At 69.3% G+C, this 16,501-nt stretch carries 11 protein-coding genes; 6 read left to right on the top strand and 5 right to left on the bottom strand.

All coding sequences use genetic code 11. The features are described from left to right. The first annotated feature begins 3 nt into the window (after positions 1–3). The gene (locus J2X41_RS07900) at positions 4–795 is read left to right on the top strand and encodes an NAD(P)H-dependent oxidoreductase (RefSeq protein ID WP_310081030.1); all 792 of its coding nucleotides are present in this window, start codon (positions 4–6) and stop codon (positions 793–795) included. A gap of 182 nt (positions 796–977) precedes the next feature. Here J2X41_RS07900 and J2X41_RS07905 read toward each other — a convergent pair whose 3' ends face one another. Together J2X41_RS07905 and J2X41_RS07910 are read right to left on the bottom strand one after the other, a co-directional pair. Beyond that, on the bottom strand, positions 978–1,907 hold the full coding sequence (locus tag J2X41_RS07905; protein ID WP_310081031.1) for a tyrosine recombinase: 930 nt from the start codon (positions 1,905–1,907) through the stop codon (positions 978–980). Continuing rightward, positions 1,904–3,352, bottom strand: a complete 1,449-nt coding sequence (locus tag J2X41_RS07910; RefSeq protein ID WP_310081032.1) for a hypothetical protein — start codon at positions 3,350–3,352, stop codon at positions 1,904–1,906. Before J2X41_RS07910 ends, J2X41_RS07905 begins: the two co-directional genes overlap by 4 nt. 121 nt (positions 3,353–3,473) lie before the next feature. Between J2X41_RS07910 and J2X41_RS07915 the strand changes: the two genes are divergently transcribed. Beyond that, positions 3,474–4,091: a shikimate kinase gene (locus J2X41_RS07915; protein ID WP_310081034.1), complete on the top strand. Its 618-nt coding sequence runs from the start codon at positions 3,474–3,476 to the stop codon at positions 4,089–4,091. After that, the gene (gene aroB / locus J2X41_RS07920) at positions 4,088–5,197 is read left to right on the top strand and encodes a 3-dehydroquinate synthase (protein WP_310081036.1); all 1,110 of its coding nucleotides are present in this window, start codon (positions 4,088–4,090) and stop codon (positions 5,195–5,197) included. The genes J2X41_RS07915 and aroB overlap by 4 nt, the downstream gene beginning before the upstream one ends. Here aroB and J2X41_RS07925 read toward each other — a convergent pair. After that, entirely contained in the window at positions 5,194–6,426 is a 1,233-nt protein-coding gene (locus J2X41_RS07925) for a histidine-type phosphatase (protein ID WP_310081038.1), read from the bottom strand. The genes aroB and J2X41_RS07925 overlap by 4 nt on opposite strands. 82 nt (positions 6,427–6,508) lie before the next feature. Next, positions 6,509–9,259, bottom strand: coding sequence for a TonB-dependent receptor (locus tag J2X41_RS07930; protein ID WP_310081040.1), 2,751 nt, complete (start codon positions 9,257–9,259; stop codon positions 6,509–6,511). A 319-nt stretch (positions 9,260–9,578) separates the two neighbouring features. Between J2X41_RS07930 and J2X41_RS07935 the strand changes: the two genes are divergently transcribed. The 3 genes from J2X41_RS07935 to J2X41_RS07945 all read left to right on the top strand — a co-directional run bounded on the left by J2X41_RS07935 (position 9,579) and on the right by J2X41_RS07945 (position 13,016). After that, positions 9,579–10,862 carry an HlyC/CorC family transporter gene (locus J2X41_RS07935; RefSeq protein ID WP_310033987.1) on the top strand — a complete coding sequence of 428 codons (1,284 nt, stop codon included), beginning with the start codon at positions 9,579–9,581 and terminating at the stop codon, positions 10,860–10,862. A gap of 171 nt (positions 10,863–11,033) precedes the next feature. Continuing rightward, positions 11,034–12,644, top strand: coding sequence for an HWE histidine kinase domain-containing protein (locus J2X41_RS07940; RefSeq protein ID WP_310081041.1), 1,611 nt, complete (start codon positions 11,034–11,036; stop codon positions 12,642–12,644). 3 nt (positions 12,645–12,647) lie between these two features. After that, positions 12,648–13,016: a response regulator gene (locus J2X41_RS07945; protein WP_310081042.1), complete on the top strand. Its 369-nt coding sequence runs from the start codon at positions 12,648–12,650 to the stop codon at positions 13,014–13,016. 157 nt (positions 13,017–13,173) lie between these two features. Here the strand turns inward: J2X41_RS07945 and J2X41_RS07950 are convergent, their stop codons facing one another. After that, the gene (locus J2X41_RS07950; protein ID WP_310081043.1) at positions 13,174–16,071 is read right to left on the bottom strand and encodes a TonB-dependent receptor domain-containing protein; all 2,898 of its coding nucleotides are present in this window, start codon (positions 16,069–16,071) and stop codon (positions 13,174–13,176) included. Between the last annotated feature and the right edge of the window lie 430 nt (positions 16,072–16,501).

The following is a 16,501-nucleotide window of genomic DNA, read 5'->3' on the forward strand; positions in this document are numbered from 1 at the left end:
CCCATGAAAGTCCTGCTCGTCTTCGCCCATCCCGAACCCCGCTCGCTCAACGGCGCGCTCCGCGACGTCGCCGTTCAGGAGCTGAAGGCCCAGGGCCACGAGGTGCGGGTGACCGACCTCTATGCCGACGGCTGGAAGTCGCAGGTCGACCGCGCCGACTTCCCCGTCCTGGCGCCGGACGCGCGCTTCAAGCCCGCCGCGGCCTCCAGCGAGGCCTTCGCCGCCGGCGGTCTGACCGCGGACGTCAGGGCCGAGCAGGAGAAGCTGCTGTGGGCCGACGTCCTGATCCTCCAGTTCCCCCTGTGGTGGTTCGCCATGCCGGCGATCCTCAAGGGCTGGGTCGACCGGGTCTACGCCTACGGCTTCGCCTATGGCGTCGGCGAGCACAGCGACACACGATGGGGCGACCGCTACGGCGAGGGAACCCTGGCGGGGAAACGCGCCATGTTGATCGTCACCGCCGGCGGCTGGGAGGAGCACTATTCCGCCCGCGGAGTGAATGGCCCGATCGACGACCTGCTGTTTCCGATCAACCACGGGATCCTCTACTATCCCGGCTACGACGTGCTGCCGCCGTTCGTGGCCTGCAGGGTCGACCGCCTCGACGGGGCCGGCTTCGAGCCTGTCGCCGAGCGCCTGCGCGAGCGGATGCGGACGCTGGCGACCACCCCGCCCATCCCCTATCGGCGGCAGAACGGCGGCGACTACCTGATCCCGAGCATGACGCTCAAGCCAGGCCTGGAGCCCCCCGGCGCGACCGGCTTCGCGCTGCACGTGGACGGGGCGGACGGCTAGGCGTTGTGGCTGGTTGAGCTGTTTGGATCGGGAAGCGCCGTGCGTCCTTCGAGACCCTCCGTCGGAGGGCGCCTCAGGATGAGGAATTCAGCAACAATGCTCCTCATCCTGAGGTGCGTAGCGAAGCGAAGCCTCGAAGGACGCACCGCATCGCGTCCTTCAACGTCTACTGCCCACAGAACCTAACCCTTTCGCCCCAGCGGGTGCTTGGTCTTCACCACCTCCGCCAGGTGGTCGCCGGCCACGTGGGTGTAGATCTGGGTGGTGGCGATGTCGGCGTGGCCCAGCAAGGTCTGGATGACGCGCAGGTCGGCGCCGCCCTCCAGCAGGTGGGTGGCGAAGGCGTGGCGCAGCACGTGGGGGCTGACCGTCTCGCGGTCGATGCCGGCGGCGATGGCGGCCTCCTCCAGCAGTTGCGACACCCGCCGGCCGGTCAGCTTTCCGCCCTTGCCGCGCGACGGGAACAGCCAGGGGCTTTCCTTGACGCCCTTTGGCAGGAATTGAGGCCTTACCTCCAGATAGGCCTTCACCGCCGTGCGGGCCGCGTCGTTCAGCGGGGCCAGCCGCTCCTTGCCGCCCTTGCCCTTGACCATCAGGAAGGCCGGGTCGCGGGCCAGGGCCGCCAGGGACAGGTTCAGCAGTTCGGAGATCCGCAGGCCCGAGGCGTAGAGCAGCTCGATCATGCAGGCCAGGCGCAGGCCCTGGGCTCCGTCCTTGGCGGCCGCCGCCGCGATCAGCCGCAGGACGGCGTCGCGCGACAGCACCTTGGGCAGGGGCCGCCCGGCCTTGGGGGCCTCGACCCGGCGCGACGGGTCGTCGCCCCGCCAGCCCTCGCCCAGCACGAACCGGTAGAACTGGCGCAGGGCCGAGCGGCGGCGGGCGGCGGTGGCCGGCGACAGGCCGCGCGCCCCCAGGTCGGCGAAATAGGCCTCGACCGCCTCGGCCGAGGCGCCGTCCAGGTCGCCGCGCGAAGCCAGGAACAGTCGCGCGTCGATCAGGTCCTTCTCGTAGGCGGTCAGGGTGTTGCGGGCGGCGGCGCGCTCGACGGCCATCATCTCGAGGAAGGCGTCGATCCAGCCCGCGCTCTTTCCCGGAGCGGCGGCGGCGCTCATTTCACCTGCAGCGCCAGCAGCCCCTCCACGGCGAAGGCGCGGGCGTCGGCTTCCAGGCCGGCCTTCAGCAGGGCGCGGACCAACCGGGCGCGGTCGACCGGACCGGGACCGGCGGGACCGGCGTCGGCGGCGATCGACAGGGCCAGCATCGCCGCCTCGCCCTGGCGGCCGGCGGCGGCCGCCTCGTCCAGCACGATCAGCCGTCCGGCCGGGGCGGCGGACTTGCCGGGATCGAAGGTCGCGAACGGGGCCCGGGCCTCCGGGCTGACGACGCCGCCGAGCGCGGCCAGGATCAGGCCGGCCGGCTGGGCGGGCGACTTGGCCCCGCCCTGGACGCCGCGCTCGACCAGGCCGTCGAGGACCTGGCCGTCCTTCTTGCCCTCGGCCGCGGCCAGGGTCGCGTCCAGCAGGGCGAGGTCGGTGGTCGTAGCGCCGGCGGGCAGGGCGTCGCCGGTCAGCTTGCCCCGGATGGCCTGGGCCGTGGCCGGGTCGCCCGCGGCCAGGGCGGCGCGGGCCAGCAGCATCGGGTCCTCCAGCGGGGCGTCGGCCCGGGCCAGGGCGGCGATGGCCGGCAGGGCGGCCTTGGCGGCCTCGGTGAAGGCGGTCAGCCCCTTGGCGCCGCGCAGGGCGGCGACGGCCGCGGCCTGGGCGGCGGTCAGGTCGGTGGGCGGCGCCGCATCGGCCGGCTTGAGCGCCGCCTTCAGGGCCGGCGAGGCGGCGGCGACGACGGCGGGCGCCGAGACGTCCAGGCCCAGCTTGCGCGACAGGGCGTAGTTGATCCCGTTCTTCAGGTTGGCCGCCCCGGCCGGCGTGCCCGACAGCAGGGCGTTCATCAGCCGGGCGTAGTCGGCGTCCTTGGTCTGCTGGGCGGCCAGGGTGAAGGTCAGCTGGGCCGCGTCGTGCTGGTCGCCGATCGCCTGGCAGAACGCCCGCAGCCGCAGCCAGTAGGGCCCGCCGCGCTCGACGCTCAGCGCCTCGCCGACCTTGCAGGCCTTGTCGTCGGCGCCGGTGATCAGAGCCGCCTCGGCCGCCGCCATCGACAGCTGGGCGCTGCCGGCCACGCCGGGGACGCGGTCGAGCACGGCGTCGGCGCCCTTGGCCTCGCCCAGGGCGATCAGGGCCATGGCCCGGGTCGCGCCCAGCTCCGGGTCGTCGCCGATCCCGGCCGGGGCGTTGGCGCCGGTGGCCAGCACCCGCCGCGCCAGGCCGGCCGTGGCCGGTGACAGCGGCTTGGCCGCCAGCTTGGGCAGGGCCTCCTTGACGACACCGGGCGAGGCGTCCTTCCACAGGTCGCCCGACAGGCCCGTCTGGGCGGCCGGTGGCGAGAACAGGTCCGGCGCGGCCAGGGACTGGACCTGCACCTGGGCCAGGGCGGGGGCGGCCGACAGCAGGGCCGCCGCCAGGACGAAGGTCGAACAGGTCGTGAGTCGCTTGGAAGGAGCCATGGATCAACTATGCCGCAGGACGGGGGTTGGCGAAACTTTTCGCCCTGCCGAACACCCTGGACGCGGCTTTGGTCCAAACCTTGGCGGGACGCCCCGCCCTCGTGTAAACCGCCAGCAGGCCATGACCGACGATCCCGCCCCTTCCCGCCCCGACGACCAGGGTTCCGACCCCAGGGCGATCCTGCGCCACAGGACCATCGTCCTGGTGGGACTGATGGGCGTGGGCAAGTCCAGCGTCGGCCGCCGCCTGGCCGCGGCCCTGGACCTGCCGTTCCGCGACGCCGACAACGAGGTCGAGGCCGCCGCCGGCCGCTCGATCCCCGAGATCTTCGCCGAGATGGGCGAGCCGGCCTTCCGCGACGGCGAGCGGCGGGTGATCGCCCGGCTGCTGGACGAGCCGCCGCACGTGCTGGCCACCGGCGGCGGGGCCTTCGTCAACGCCGAGACCCGCGCCCTGATCAAGTCCAAGGCCGTCGCCGTCTGGCTGAAGGCCGACCTGGAGCTCTTGGCGCGCCGCGTCAGCCGCAAGGAAGGCCGGCCGCTGCTGAAGGGCCGCGACCCGATGGACGTGCTGCGCGAGCACGCCAGCCTCCGCTACCCCGCCTATGGCGAGGCCCACCTGACCGTCGAGACCGGCGACACCCCCCATGGCGTGGCGGTCGAGGCCGTGATCCAGGGCCTGAGGGGCTACCTGGCCCCGTCCGAAGGCCCGCCCCCATCCGAAAGCGAGTCCAAGTGATCACCACCATCCCCGTGGGCCTGGGCGCGCGCGCCTATGACGTGGTCGTCGGCACGGGCCTGATCGACCGGGCGGGCGAGCACATCGCCCCGCTGCTGAAGCGCAAGCGGGTGGCGGTCGTCACCGACACCAATGTCGGCGAGCATCACGGCGAGCGCCTGGCCAACGCCCTGGAGCACGCGGGGATCGCCACCGACGTGATCCTGGTCCCGCCCGGCGAGGAGACCAAGAGCTTCGAGGGCCTGGCCGACCTGAGCGACCGGCTGCTGGCCCTGAACCTGGAGCGCGGCGACATGGTCATCGCGTTCGGCGGCGGGGTCGTCGGCGACCTGACCGGCTTCGCGGCGGCGATCTACAAGCGCGGCATCGACTTCATCCAGATCCCGACCACCCTGCTGGCCCAGGTGGATTCGTCCGTGGGCGGAAAGACGGCCATCGACACCCCGCGGGGCAAGAACCTGATCGGCGCCTTCCATCAGCCGCGCCTGGTGCTGGCCGACCTGGACATCCTGGCCACCCTGCCCGCCCGCGAGCTGGCCTGCGGCTATGCCGAGATCATCAAGTACGGCCTGCTGGGCGACTTCGCCTTCTTCGAGTGGCTGGAAGCCCATGTGAAGGCCGTGCTGGAGCGCGACACCGCCGCCCTGGTCCGCGCCGTCGGGCGCTCGGTGGAGATGAAGGCGCAGATCGTCGCCGAGGACGAGAAGGAGACCGGTCGGCGGGCCCTGCTGAACCTGGGCCACACCTTCGGCCACGCGGTCGAGGGCGAGATGGGCTTCGGCGACGCGCTCAAGCACGGCGAGGCCGTCGGGCTGGGCATGGCCCAGGCCTTCCGCTTCTCGGTCCGCCAGGGGCTGTGCTCGGCCCAGGACGCGGTCCGCGCCGAGGCCGCGATCAAGGCCGCCGGCCTGCCGACCCGCCTGTCCGACATCCGCCCCGAGCCGTTCAGCGCCGACGCCCTGATCGCTCACAGCGCCCAGGACAAGAAGGCCGAGGGCGGGCTGCTGACTTTCATCCTGGTGCGCGGCATCGGCGACGCCTTCGTGGCCAAGGACGTCGACCGCGCGGCCCTGCGGGCGTTCCTGCTGGAGGAAGGCGCGGTCTAGTCGGCGCTCAGGCGGCGATTCAGCGCGGCCAGGAAGTCCTCCAGCCGGCAGAGCCGCTCGCCCGGCGCCTGGCACGCCAGATCCAGCGCGCGCCGGACCGGCGGGCTGGTCAGCGACAGGGGCGCCAAGCTCCGGAGCTGGTCGGGGGTCTGGGCCTCGTAGAAGGCGTCGACGAACCGGCGGCCCTGGCCGTCGACGAGCACCTGCAGCTCCAGGGCGCCGCCGATCGGCGGGTCGTCCTGGCCGTAGCCGTCCATCTTGAAGTGCGCGCCGATCAGGCTGGCCAGGGCGGCGACGTTGTTGTCGTGGCCGACGAAGACGTTGACGGCGGGCGCGTCCCTGGCCGCCAGGATCCCGGAGATCCGCCGGGCCATCGGCCCGCCGATCCGCCGGGCCATGTAGCGCGGCCGGGCATGGATATCGAACAGCAGGGCGTGGAGGCGCGAGACCTCCTCCAGCGTCCGCGGCGTGGCGCGGCCCCAGCCCACCTGATCCAGCGGCAGGCCTTCGGCATATTGCAGCATGAACACCTGGGCCGTGCCGGACAGGATGGCGATCGGCCCGTCCAGCGTCAGGCCGTCGTCGGCGCTGGGCGTCAGGCGCGTCGGGGCCGAGGCGATGTCGCAGGGCGGCTGGGCGCGGTCGCAGCCCAGCACGCGCTCCATCTCGCGGATCTTGGCCGCGTAGGGGGCGACCAGGGCGGCGGGACCGCCGTTCTCGGCGGTGATCGCGACGGCGGCCTTGGCCCCGCTGAAGTCCACCGCCCTGGCCTCGACCGGGTGGAACAGCGGGTCCTCGGTGTCGGGCGGCTGGTGGCCCACGGCCAGGCCGCAGCCGGGCGCGAAGCCCTCGGCGAACGCCTCGCCGCTGGCGATGGTGCGCTGGGCGGTGTTGGTCCAGATGGCGACGGCGCCGGGCGCAGGACAGCCGTCCAGCGCCGTCAGCCCCAGATGGGACAGGCGTTGGCGATCATAGGCGCCCATCAGCCGCGCCGCCTCGCGGCCGTGCGGCGTCAGCAGGCTGGGCGGGGTGCTCCAGACCGGCCAGGGCGGGTGGGCGTAGGCGTCGACCGCCGCCTCGCCCGGCAGCGGGGCGCGGATGCCGTGGCGGTACAGCATCACGGTGCGCTCGACCTTGAGCGGACCGGACGGACCGGGGTCCTGGGCCGCCGCGCCGCCGCCGAGCGCCAGCAGCGCCACGAAGGCGAGGATCGAAAGGAAGGGCTTCATCAGGCGCGCCTGTCGGTGAGATCGGCGCGACGCCCGCGCCGGAGCGAGGGATCCCGGCCGCGGACGGCCGGGATCGGTGGGATCAGTAGGCGTATTTGAGGGTCAGCAGGCTGGTCCGGCCCGAGTCCACCACGTCGGAAAGCGCCAGGCTGTGCTCGCCGATGTGCGACCAGTAGCTTTCGCCCTTCAGCAGGTTGGCCACCGACAGGTCCAGCTTCACGCCGTTGTCGAAGGCGTAGCCGACATGCAGGTCGACGCTGCGCAGGGGCCGGACCCAGAGGTTGTCCCACTCGCCCGGCTGGTCCAGCACGTCGTAGTCGGCCACGTAGGCGCCGGTGTAGTGGTAGATCACGTCGAAGCTGAAGCCGCCCTTCTGGTAGAACAGCTGGGCGTCGGCCAGCCAGTCCGGCGCGTTCTGGATGCGGTTGTCGATCCCGTCGCCCAGGTCGACGCTGGTCCACTGACGCGTGACGTTCAGCCCCGCCCCCAGGCCGCTCAGCAGGCCCGGCAGGTCCGAGAACTTCTGCCGCAGCTGAAGCTCGACGCCATAGACGTCGCCGTCGCCGCCGTTGGTGGGCTGGTTGGTGGTGACCTTGCCCTCGGTCAGGGTGTCGGAGTTCACCGGGCTGGAGCCGTTGTCGTACAGATAGTCCGACAGGTGCTTGTAGAAGCCGCCGACCATGGCGTAGCCGCCCTTGGCGTTGCTCCACTCGCCCGACAGGTCCAGGTTGATCGCCCTGATCGGCTTCAGGTCGGGATTGCCCTTGGTGATCGTGACATTGCCGTCGTCGCTGACCTGGCGACGCTCGCCGCCAGCCAGCTGGATGAAGGCCGGACGGGTGTAGGAGGTCCAGACCGAACCGCGATAGACCGCCGCGTCGCTGGGCCGCCAGGTCAGGAACAGGCTGGGCAGGACTTCGTCATAGGTGGTGTCGCTGTGCGCCCAGTCGCCCGTCTGCTGGCCGGCGCTGGTGGTCGGGATCGCCCAGTAGGTGTTGTCGATTTTGGTGTGCTCGTAGCGCAGGCCCGGGATGACCTCGACGTCGCCGAACTTGTAGTCGGCCATGGCGTAGAGCGAGGCTACCGCCTCGTCGCCCTTCTGGGTGTTGCAGTTGAAGTTGTTGACCGCGTTCGAGCCGCAGGTGTCGAAGCTGGCGTCGGTCTTGTACTTGTTGAAATACTCGAACAGCTTGTCCTGGCTGACCTTCGGGACCCGCCAGCCGTATTCGCCCGGATAGATGTGGTCGTAGTAGCCGGTGGTCAGGCCCAGGCTGTCCCAGGTCAGGCCGCCCTGGCCGATCAGGTTGGCGAAGTGGTCGTTGGTCCAGTCGCGGTTGGTGACCCGGCGGTGGCTGTCGACATATTTGCCGCCCAGCTTCACCCACTGCAGCGCGCCGTCCTCGAACACCCGCTTGGCGTCGAACTTGAAGCCGTACTTCTGCTGGCCGCTGTACTGCTCGGTCAGCTGGCCGGCGCGGCGCGCCAGCAGGGCCGAGCCGGCGTTGTTCAGGTCGTCGAAGATCGCCGGGGTGAGCAGCGGTCGGGGCAGGTCGTCGGTATAGCCCATCGACAGGCCGCCCAGCGGCCGGTTCGAGCCGTTGTTGAAGCGGTCGCTCTGGTTGATGCGGGCCGAGGCCTCGATATGGTTGGGGCGGTCGTTGTCGCCCTCGCTGTAGAACAGCTGCGGCGACAGGGTCCAGGCGCCGACCGTCTTGTCCGCGCCGAACTGCAGCGTGCCGAGATCAGCCTTCTCGGGATTGGTTTCGTACCAGACCCGGGTCGAGATCGCATCGACGCTGAGGGCGTAGCGCCCGGAGCCGGCGACGGCCTCCTTGTAGCTCTTGGCGGCGCTGACATACTGGCTGAGCGTCGAGTTCTGCTGGGTCTTGGCCGAAGCGTAGGAACCGCGCAGATAGACCGCCAGCGTGTCGTCCGGACGCCAGTCGACGGTGAAGTTGCCGCCCCAGCGGGCGGTGTAGCCGTTGGAGACCCCGAAATTGGCGCCGGTCTGGGTGATGTTCTGCTCCGGATCCAGGCCGGGATAGCTGGCGCCATCCTTGTCCTTGACGAGGAAGCCCCAGCCGCCGTCGTTGCGGGCGGCCATGACGCCGGCCATCTCGCTGTTGGCGTAGTTGCGCTTGTCGTAGAAGGCGCTGGCATAGACGCCGAAGGTCTGGTCGGCCCCGAACTTCCGGGCCCATTCGCCCGACAGGCCGCCGCCCAGGCCCTTGTCGCCATAGTCGCGGGCCCGGCTCTCGACCCGGCCCGAGGCCGTGATCGAGCCCTGGAAGTCGTCGCCGTAGTCGAAGGCCGAGGGCGTGCGGAAATCGACCGTGCCGCCGATCGCGTCGCCGTCCATGTCGGCGGTCGAGGTCTTGTTCAGCAGGATGGTGTGCAGGCCCGAGGGCGGCAGCAGGCTCAGCTGGACCTGGCGGCTGTAGGGCATGCCCTGGGCCACGGTCACGCCGTTGATCATGTTGACGTTGAACTCGGCGTTCAGGCCGCGGATCGACACGAACATGCCCTCGCCGCGCGAGGCGCCGTCGATGCCGCCGAAGAAGGACGAGCCGGTGTTCATCACGTTGACGCTGGGCATCATGCCCAGGGCCTCGGCGACGTTGTGGACCGCGGTGTGCTCCAGGTCCTCGGCCGACAGGATCGCCACCGGCGTCAGGGCGTTCATCTGGGCCTTGGCCGCGTCGTTGCGCTTGGCGACGATGACCAGCGAGTCGACCGTGGTCGCGTCGGCGGCGTCGGCCGAGGGTTCGGCCGTCGGCTCGGCCGCCCAGGCCTGGCCCGCCATGAAGGCCGCCGTGGCCATGGCCCCGGCCATCAGCGCGCGTCTGCGCGTTCCAGCCCGGCGCGTGCGCTTCGACGCAGCGCCTGTGTCGATGATCCGGTGCAATAGCCCCTCCTGCGAATGAAATCCGGGGAGGCCATGACACGGCTATGTGACATTTTTCTCGTAAATCCACAAAGTTATTGCTTAGATTTGAATGATCTCCGCCAAATTGGCAAAATATCCACAAAATAGCCTCAACTTGCGATGGAAGCCGCTCTCGGGGGCAGTTCCGAGCGCGCGAGCCAGGTATCTGGCCCGCCGCCCATGCCATCTCCCCCTCGCCGCCGCCCCGGCGTACAACCACGCCATGATCCTGACCGCCATCCTCGGCCTTGCGCCGATCGTCATCGTCCTGCTGGCCCTGTCGGCGCTGTTCTCGGCCGCCGAGACCTCGCTGACCGCCGCCTCCCGGGCCCGCATGCACCAGCTGGAGCGCGAGGGCGACCGGCCGGCCAAGCGGGTCAACACGCTGCTGGCCGACCAGGAGACGATGATCGGGGCGGTGCTGCTGGGCAACAACCTGATCAACATCCTGGCCTCGGCTTTGACCACGCAGGTGCTGACCGCCGCCATCCCCGGCCCGTGGGGCGTGGCGGCGGCGACCGGGGCGATGACCGTGCTGGTCCTGGTGTTCGCCGAGGTGCTGCCCAAGACCCTGGCGATCCTGAAGTCCGACGACGTGGCCCGCTTCCTGTCGGGACCCACCCTGCTGGTGGTGCGGCTGTTCGGGCCGATCATCTACGCCATCCAGTGGGTGGTGCGGCGCACGCTGCGACTGTTCGGCGTCAAGCTGACCATGGAGGTCGACGTCCTGGCCGCCCACGAGGAGATCCGCGGCGCGGTCGAGTACCACCACTCCGAAGGCGGGGTCGAAAGCGGCGACCGGCGGATGCTGGGCGGGGTGCTGGACCTGTCGGACATGGACGTTTCCGAGATCATGGTCCACCGCAAGTCGATCACCCTGATCGACGCCGACCTGCCGATCCGCGAGCTGGTGGCCGAGGCGCTGGAGGCCCAGCACACCCGCATCCCCCTCTATCGCGACAACGCCGACAACATCGTCGGCGTGCTGCACGCCCGCGACCTGCTGCGGGCCCTGGCCGCCGCCAACGGCGCGATCGACGACATCGACGTGGCCTCGATCCAGCGCGAGCCGTGGTTCATCCCCGACACCACCAACCTGAAGGACCAGCTGAACGCCTTCCTCAAGCGGCGCAGTCACTTCGCCCTGGTGGTCGACGAGTACGGAGCGCTGCAGGGGCTGGTGACCCTGGAGGACATCCTCGAGGAGATCGTCGGCGAGATCGAGGACGAGCACGACACCAAGGTCGAGGGCCTTCGTCCGCAGGCGGACGGCTCGGTTCACGTCGACGGCCACGTCACCGTGCGCGACCTCAACCGGGCCATGGACTGGCGATTGCCGGAGGGCGAGGCGGTGACCATCGCCGGTCTGGTGATCCACGAGGCCCAGACCATCCCCGAGCCCGGCCAGATCTTCATCTTCCACCACCACCGCTTCCAGGTGCTGCGCCGCCAGCGCAACCAGATCACCGGCCTGCGGATCAGCGGGCGGCTGGACGAGAGCGCCCGGTGACGCCACTGTGTCGACAAGCCGACACGACCTGCTGATTTCGACCGCCTTAGCCTGCGAATTGGTGCGACGACCGGTTGAGCCCGGCCCGATCCCGACGCACTATGGCGTCGAGCGGAACCATCACCATGGCGACGCGTTTGTGACCGCGCCCGGACGAATGGGCGAGTGGGGGTGAACAGCTTGGCCAAGGCGACCAGTCGCGCCGAGGAGGACGAGGTCCAGGACCTTGCCGCGCGCCTCGCCGCGACCGAAACCGCCCTGGCCGAGGAGGTCCGCCGGTCCCGCGCCCTAAACCGCATCGCTGAGGCGATCGGCGCCGGCGACGACGCCGAGACCCTGGTCCAGACCGTGGTCGACGGCGGGGTCGAACTGACCGGCGCCCAGTTCGGAGCCTTCTTCTACAAGGTCGTCGACTGGGCCGGCGAAAGCTTCATGCTCTACAGCCTGTCGGGCGCGCCGCGCTCGGCGTTCGAAACCTTCCCGATGCCCCGCAGCACCGCCGTGTTCGCCCCCACCTTCGAGGGCGAGGGCGTGGTGCGGTCGGACGACATCACCCGCGACCCGCGCTACGGCCGCAACCCGCCCCACGGCGGCATGCCGGAGGGCCACCTGCCGGTGCGCAGCTACCTGGCGGTGCCGGTTATCACCCGCCAGGGCGCGGTCCTCGGCGGCCTGTTCTTCGGCCATTCCCAGCCGGCGCGCTTCGGCTCTCGCGCCGAGAGCCTGATGGTCGGCCTGGCCGCCCAGGCGGCGGTCGCGATCGAGTCCGTGCGCACCCACGAGGCCGCCCACGCCGAGCTGGCCCAGCGCCGCGACGCCGAGGAGCGCCTGAAGTTCGCGCTGGATTCCGGCCGCCTGGGCTCGTGGGAGCTGGACGTGGAGACCCGCGCCTACCTGGCCTCCGACATCTGCAAGGCCAATTACGGCCGCGGCCCCGACGAGGACTTCGGCTTCGCCGACCTGGTCGCCTCGGTCCATCCGGACGATCGCCAGCGGATGACCGCCGCCATCGAGGACGCCATCCGGCACGGGGCCGACTACGACATCGAGTACCGCGTCTGCACGCCCGGCGGCGAGGTCCGCTGGGTGCACGCCCGGGGCCGCGCCGCCCAGACCGCCGACCACGGCGGGGCCCGGCGCATGGCCGGCGTGTCGCTGGACGTCACCGAGCGCAAGCGGGCCGAGGAACGCCAGAAGCTGCTGGTCAACGAGCTGAACCACCGGGTGAAGAACACCCTGGTCTCGGTGCAGTCGATCGCCAGCCAGACCCTGCGCACCACCGACACGCCGGCGGCGTTCCGCGACGCCTTCGAGGGCCGGATCATGGCCCTGTCCCACACCCACGACCTGCTGACCCAGCAGAACTGGGCCGGCGCCAGCCTGCGCGAGATCTTCGACTTCGAGCTGGAGGCCTTCGCCGCCCGCGACCGCATCGCCTTCGACTATGCCCGCGACGTCCAGCTGAGCCCCAAGGCGACGGTCGCCCTGGGCATGGCTATCCATGAACTGGCGACCAACGCCCTGAAATACGGCGCGCTGTCGGTTCCCGGCGGCGCGGTGCGCGTGGCCTGGGGACCGGAACCCGACGCGCCAGACAGCCTGCGCCTGACCTGGACCGAGCGCGGCGGCCCGCCGGTCGTCCCGCCCCGCCGCCAGGGGTTCGGCGCGCGCCTGCTCGAAAAGGGCCTGGCGGGAGAACTGTCCGCACAAGTCGCGCTGGCCTATGATAGCCTTGGCCTCGTATGCACCATGAGGTTGCCGATCCGTGCCCTGGAGCCCTGAACAATGAAGACCCTCGCCGCCCTTAAGGTCCTGGTGGTCGAAGACGAGGCGCTGGTCTCCATGCTGGTGGAAGACATGCTCAGCGACCTCGGCTGCGTCGTCGTCGGCCCCGCCGCCGAGCTGGACGAGGCCTTGCGCCTGGCCGGCAGCGCCGACATCGACGCCGCCCTGCTGGACGTCAACCTGGGCGGTCGCCCGATCTTCCCGGTCGCCGACGCCCTGAAGGAACGCGGCGTGCCGTTCGCCTTCGCCAGCGGCTATGGCGAGGCCGGACTGTCCGAGGGCCACAGGGGCGCGACCGTGCTGCAGAAGCCATTCCGCGAAGCCGACCTGCGCAAGGTGCTGGAAGGGCTGGCGGCGCAGGCGGTCTGAGGGCCTACGGGACCCGGCTCACCTCCGCATCGGAAACACTCAGGCCGCCTGTCGCGACAGGCGCGCTGCGCCGTGATCCGACGGCGGCCCATTTCGGCAAGAAAAAAGGGCGGCGAAGTCACCTTCGCCGCCCTTCCATCGTTGATCGAGGCAGACCTTACCAGGTCTTCTCGATGGTGATGAAGCCGCGGCGTCCGCGGTAGTCATAGCCGTTCAGCGCGGCGGCGCCGACGCGGAACTGCCCCGTGGAAGCCGCCGGAGCCAGTTCGTCGAACACGTTCTGGATACCCGCCGTGATGGTGATCGTATCCATCTTCTTGCGCAGCGACATGGAGTGATAGGCGGTGAACTCGGTGTACTGCTTGTAGTACACCGGCTGTGACGAGATGCCGGCCGCCAGGTTGGCGTACCTGGAGTTGACGAACACGTCGTCGCCCTCGACTTCGGTATCCGAACCCTTGCCGATCGCATTGACCGTCCAGGCGGCGGTATAGTCGCCACGCTCGAAGCGCAGGGTCACGTCGCCGATGAAGTCGGGACCACGATAGCCATAGGTCGTGCCGTTGTAGTCATCGGTGTTCGAACCAAAGACCGTACGGACGTCCTTCAGCTGCCAGGTCAGGTTCGACGTGAAGCTGAACTGCCCCAGGCTGTTTTCGTGGTTGTACTCGATGGTCAGGTCCAGGGCGCGGTTGGTCTGCTCGGCCACGTTGACGTAGCTGTCGCGCACTTCCGTGACCTGGTGGGTCGTCGGATCCCGATCGAACTGGCCGCAGAAACCGCTGCCGCCCGGGGTCGGGGCGTTGTAGCACTCGTACAGCAGGTTCGAGGCGCCGAAGCGATCGACTTCGTTCTTGACCACGATATCGGCATAGTCGAGCGCGATGCGAAGGTCGGCGAAGCTCGGCGAGAAGATGACGCCGAACGTCTTGGCCTTCGAGGTCTCGGCCTTCAGGACGCCGGCCCCGCCGCCCGCGACGATCAGAGCCGACGAACCGGCCCCGGCGTAGTCGGGGGCGATGCCCGCGGCGGCGCAGTTGGCCTGGATGCGCGGGTTGGAGCTGGTGCTGTAGTTGATGCAGGGATCGATCGAGGTCTGGGCCAGGAAGCTGGTCTGGTTGGCCAGGTACAGCTCATACAACGCCGGGGCGCGGAACGAGGTGCCCACGCTGCCGCGCAGACGCAGCCACGGCAGCGTCTGCCAGTTCAAGCCAACCTTGTAGGTCTTGTCGCTGCCGTAGCTGCGCACGTCGGTGTAGCGGCCCGAGAGCGACAGATCCAGGCTCTCGACGCCCGGCAGACCCTTGAGCAGCGGAACGTCCAGTTCGCCGAAGGCTTCCTTGGTTTCGTCCGAGCCGAAGGTATGACCGGCGGCCGTGAGGCCCCAGTTGTTGTTGGTCACCGACTCGCGGCCCGGCTGGTCGTCCAGCTTGTCGTGGCGGAGGGTCGCGCCCAGGGCGATCCCGACCTTGCCGGCCGGCAAGGTGAAGAGTTCGCCGCTGACCGATCCTTCGACCAGATACTGTTCGTAATCGGTGTGACCCTTGTCGACGCCGAACAGGAAGGCGCGTTCGGCGTCGGTCCACTGGCCGGCCAGGACGCGCTGGCTGGTCCAGCCGATGCCGCCCGGCACGCTGCTGCACTGACCGCCGGAGATGGTGATCAGAGCCTGGTTACAGGCGGACGAGCCGATCGTGGCGGCGACGCGGTCGTTGTAGACGGAATCGACCGTATAGTCCCCGCTCGACTTCCCGTACTGGCCGTAGATGTCCCAGTCCCACGAACTCCAGAACGAGCCCAGGCCGCTGAAGTCGCCCTTAAGGCCGCCCAGGACGCGATAGTAGTCGATGTCCTGTTTGCTGTCGTAGGGCAGGGCGATGACCGGCTGGGCCCGCCAGCCGTTCGCGCCGAAGCGGTTGTTGGGGTTGCTGGCGGACACGGTCGGGAACAATTGGCGCGAGGCGTCCTGTTCCGACTTGCGCTTGTTGTACAGCGCTTCGCCGTAGAACTGGGTGTGCGCGGTCAGGTCGAAACCGCCGGTGGTGAAGAAGCTGTAGCGCTTGACCGGGCTGACGACGGTGGAACGGTCATAGTACGGCGTATCGTAGCTGGCGTAGGGATAGGTCAGCGGATAGCCGGCGCGGGCCATGCGGACCAGGTCGGCCGGGACTGCGCCGCCGTTGAGGGCGTTGCCCTGGGCGAAGGTCGGAGGAGTCAGCCCCGACGGCAGGTACATGAAGTTGCCCAGCGACGAACCCGCGGCGTTGACCACGGTCGCGTAGGCGTTGGACATGTTGTAGCACTTGTAGTCGCCGTTCAGGCCCTTGTAGTCGATCCGGTCGCCGGTTTCGGGATTGAACAGATAGTCTTCGGCGCAAGAGGTGTTCTTGCGGTCGGAGCGGCGCAGCGCCTTGGCTTCGTAATAGTTGGCCGCGACGCTGATGTAGCCGCGGTCGAACGTCTTACCCCAGGCGCCGTCGACGGTGTAGGTCTGGCCGCCGGTCTTGAACGGGACGTTGGCGTTGACGGTCACCTTGCCGCCATCGAGATTGGTCTTGCTGATGAAGTTGACCACGCCGGCCACGGCGTCGGAGCCGTAGATCGACGACGCGCCGTCCTTGAGGATTTCGACGTGATCGATCAGCGAGGCCGGAACGGTGTTCAGGTCGATCGGGCCGACGGTGCCGCGCACGCCCGACGGCGGCAGGCGGTGACCGTTGAACAGGACCAGGGTGCGGTTGTCGCCCAGGCCGCGCAGCGAGACGGTGTTGACGCCCGGACCACCGGTGGCGACGTAGCCGGTCAGTTCGTTGTTGGTCTGCGAAGCGCCGCCCGTGACCGCGGACTGCTGAAGGATTTCGGTGGTGTCGGTCAGCCCCTTCAGGGCCGATTGCTCGCTCGTGATCACCTGGATCGGCGACGGGCTGGTGAAGGCGTTGCGCTTGATGCGCGAGCCGGTGACGACGACGGCTTCAACCTCGGCCTCTTCCTTCGAAGCGGTGGTCGAGCTGGTCGGCGCAGGCTGGCTTTGAGCCCAGGCGGTCGAAGCGGTCATAGCCGCGAAACCCGCGATCATGGACGTGCAAAGCAAGAGCTTACGTTGTTGCATTTTGTTGTTGGATCCCCTGTCCCGATTTCGAAACGATGGGCAGGCCAGGCCATGCCATTACCGTTTGGTCATGATTGGTAACAGGTTCACTGCCGACCTCAACGCGCGACGCGTTTTGGCCGCATTTCCCCGCGGGGGCGTAACAATCTGGTCACAGTTCACACAACGACCGGCCACGGCAGCTATTTTTTTGCGCAATGTCTCGCGGCAAGTTTTTCTATGTATCGGCGTTTTTCAGGGAATGAGCACCACCCCTTCGCCAGTTAGATCGACGACCAACCCCCTCTTTCCAAGAGATAACGAATTTGTTTCCACGGTCTACGCTCAAAGAATGGGAAGTTTTTCCGGCCTAAATTCTAGGCGCTTCGCCACATTC

The organism is Caulobacter sp. BE254 (assembly GCF_031457295.1).
GTDB lineage: Bacteria > Pseudomonadota > Alphaproteobacteria > Caulobacterales > Caulobacteraceae > Caulobacter.

Excerpts from the sequence above, each read along its gene's own strand:
- J2X41_RS07905 (WP_310081031.1), bottom strand. The coding sequence starts at position 1,907 with ATGAGCGCCGCCGCCGCTCCGGGAAAGAGCGCGGGCTGGATCGACGCC.
- J2X41_RS07950 (WP_310081043.1), bottom strand. The coding sequence starts at position 16,071 with ATGACCGCTTCGACCGCCTGGGCTCAAAGCCAGCCTGCGCCGACCAGC.
- J2X41_RS07925 (WP_310081038.1), bottom strand. The coding sequence starts at position 6,426 with ATGAAGCCCTTCCTTTCGATCCTCGCCTTCGTGGCGCTGCTGGCGCTC.
- J2X41_RS07910 (WP_310081032.1), bottom strand. The coding sequence starts at position 3,352 with ATGGCTCCTTCCAAGCGACTCACGACCTGTTCGACCTTCGTCCTGGCG.
- J2X41_RS07930 (WP_310081040.1), bottom strand. The coding sequence starts at position 9,259 with ATGGCCGGGGCCATGGCCACGGCGGCCTTCATGGCGGGCCAGGCCTGG.
- J2X41_RS07945 (WP_310081042.1), top strand. The coding sequence starts at position 12,648 with ATGAAGACCCTCGCCGCCCTTAAGGTCCTGGTGGTCGAAGACGAGGCG.
- J2X41_RS07915 (WP_310081034.1), top strand. The coding sequence starts at position 3,474 with ATGACCGACGATCCCGCCCCTTCCCGCCCCGACGACCAGGGTTCCGAC.
- J2X41_RS07900 (WP_310081030.1), top strand. The coding sequence starts at position 4 with ATGAAAGTCCTGCTCGTCTTCGCCCATCCCGAACCCCGCTCGCTCAAC.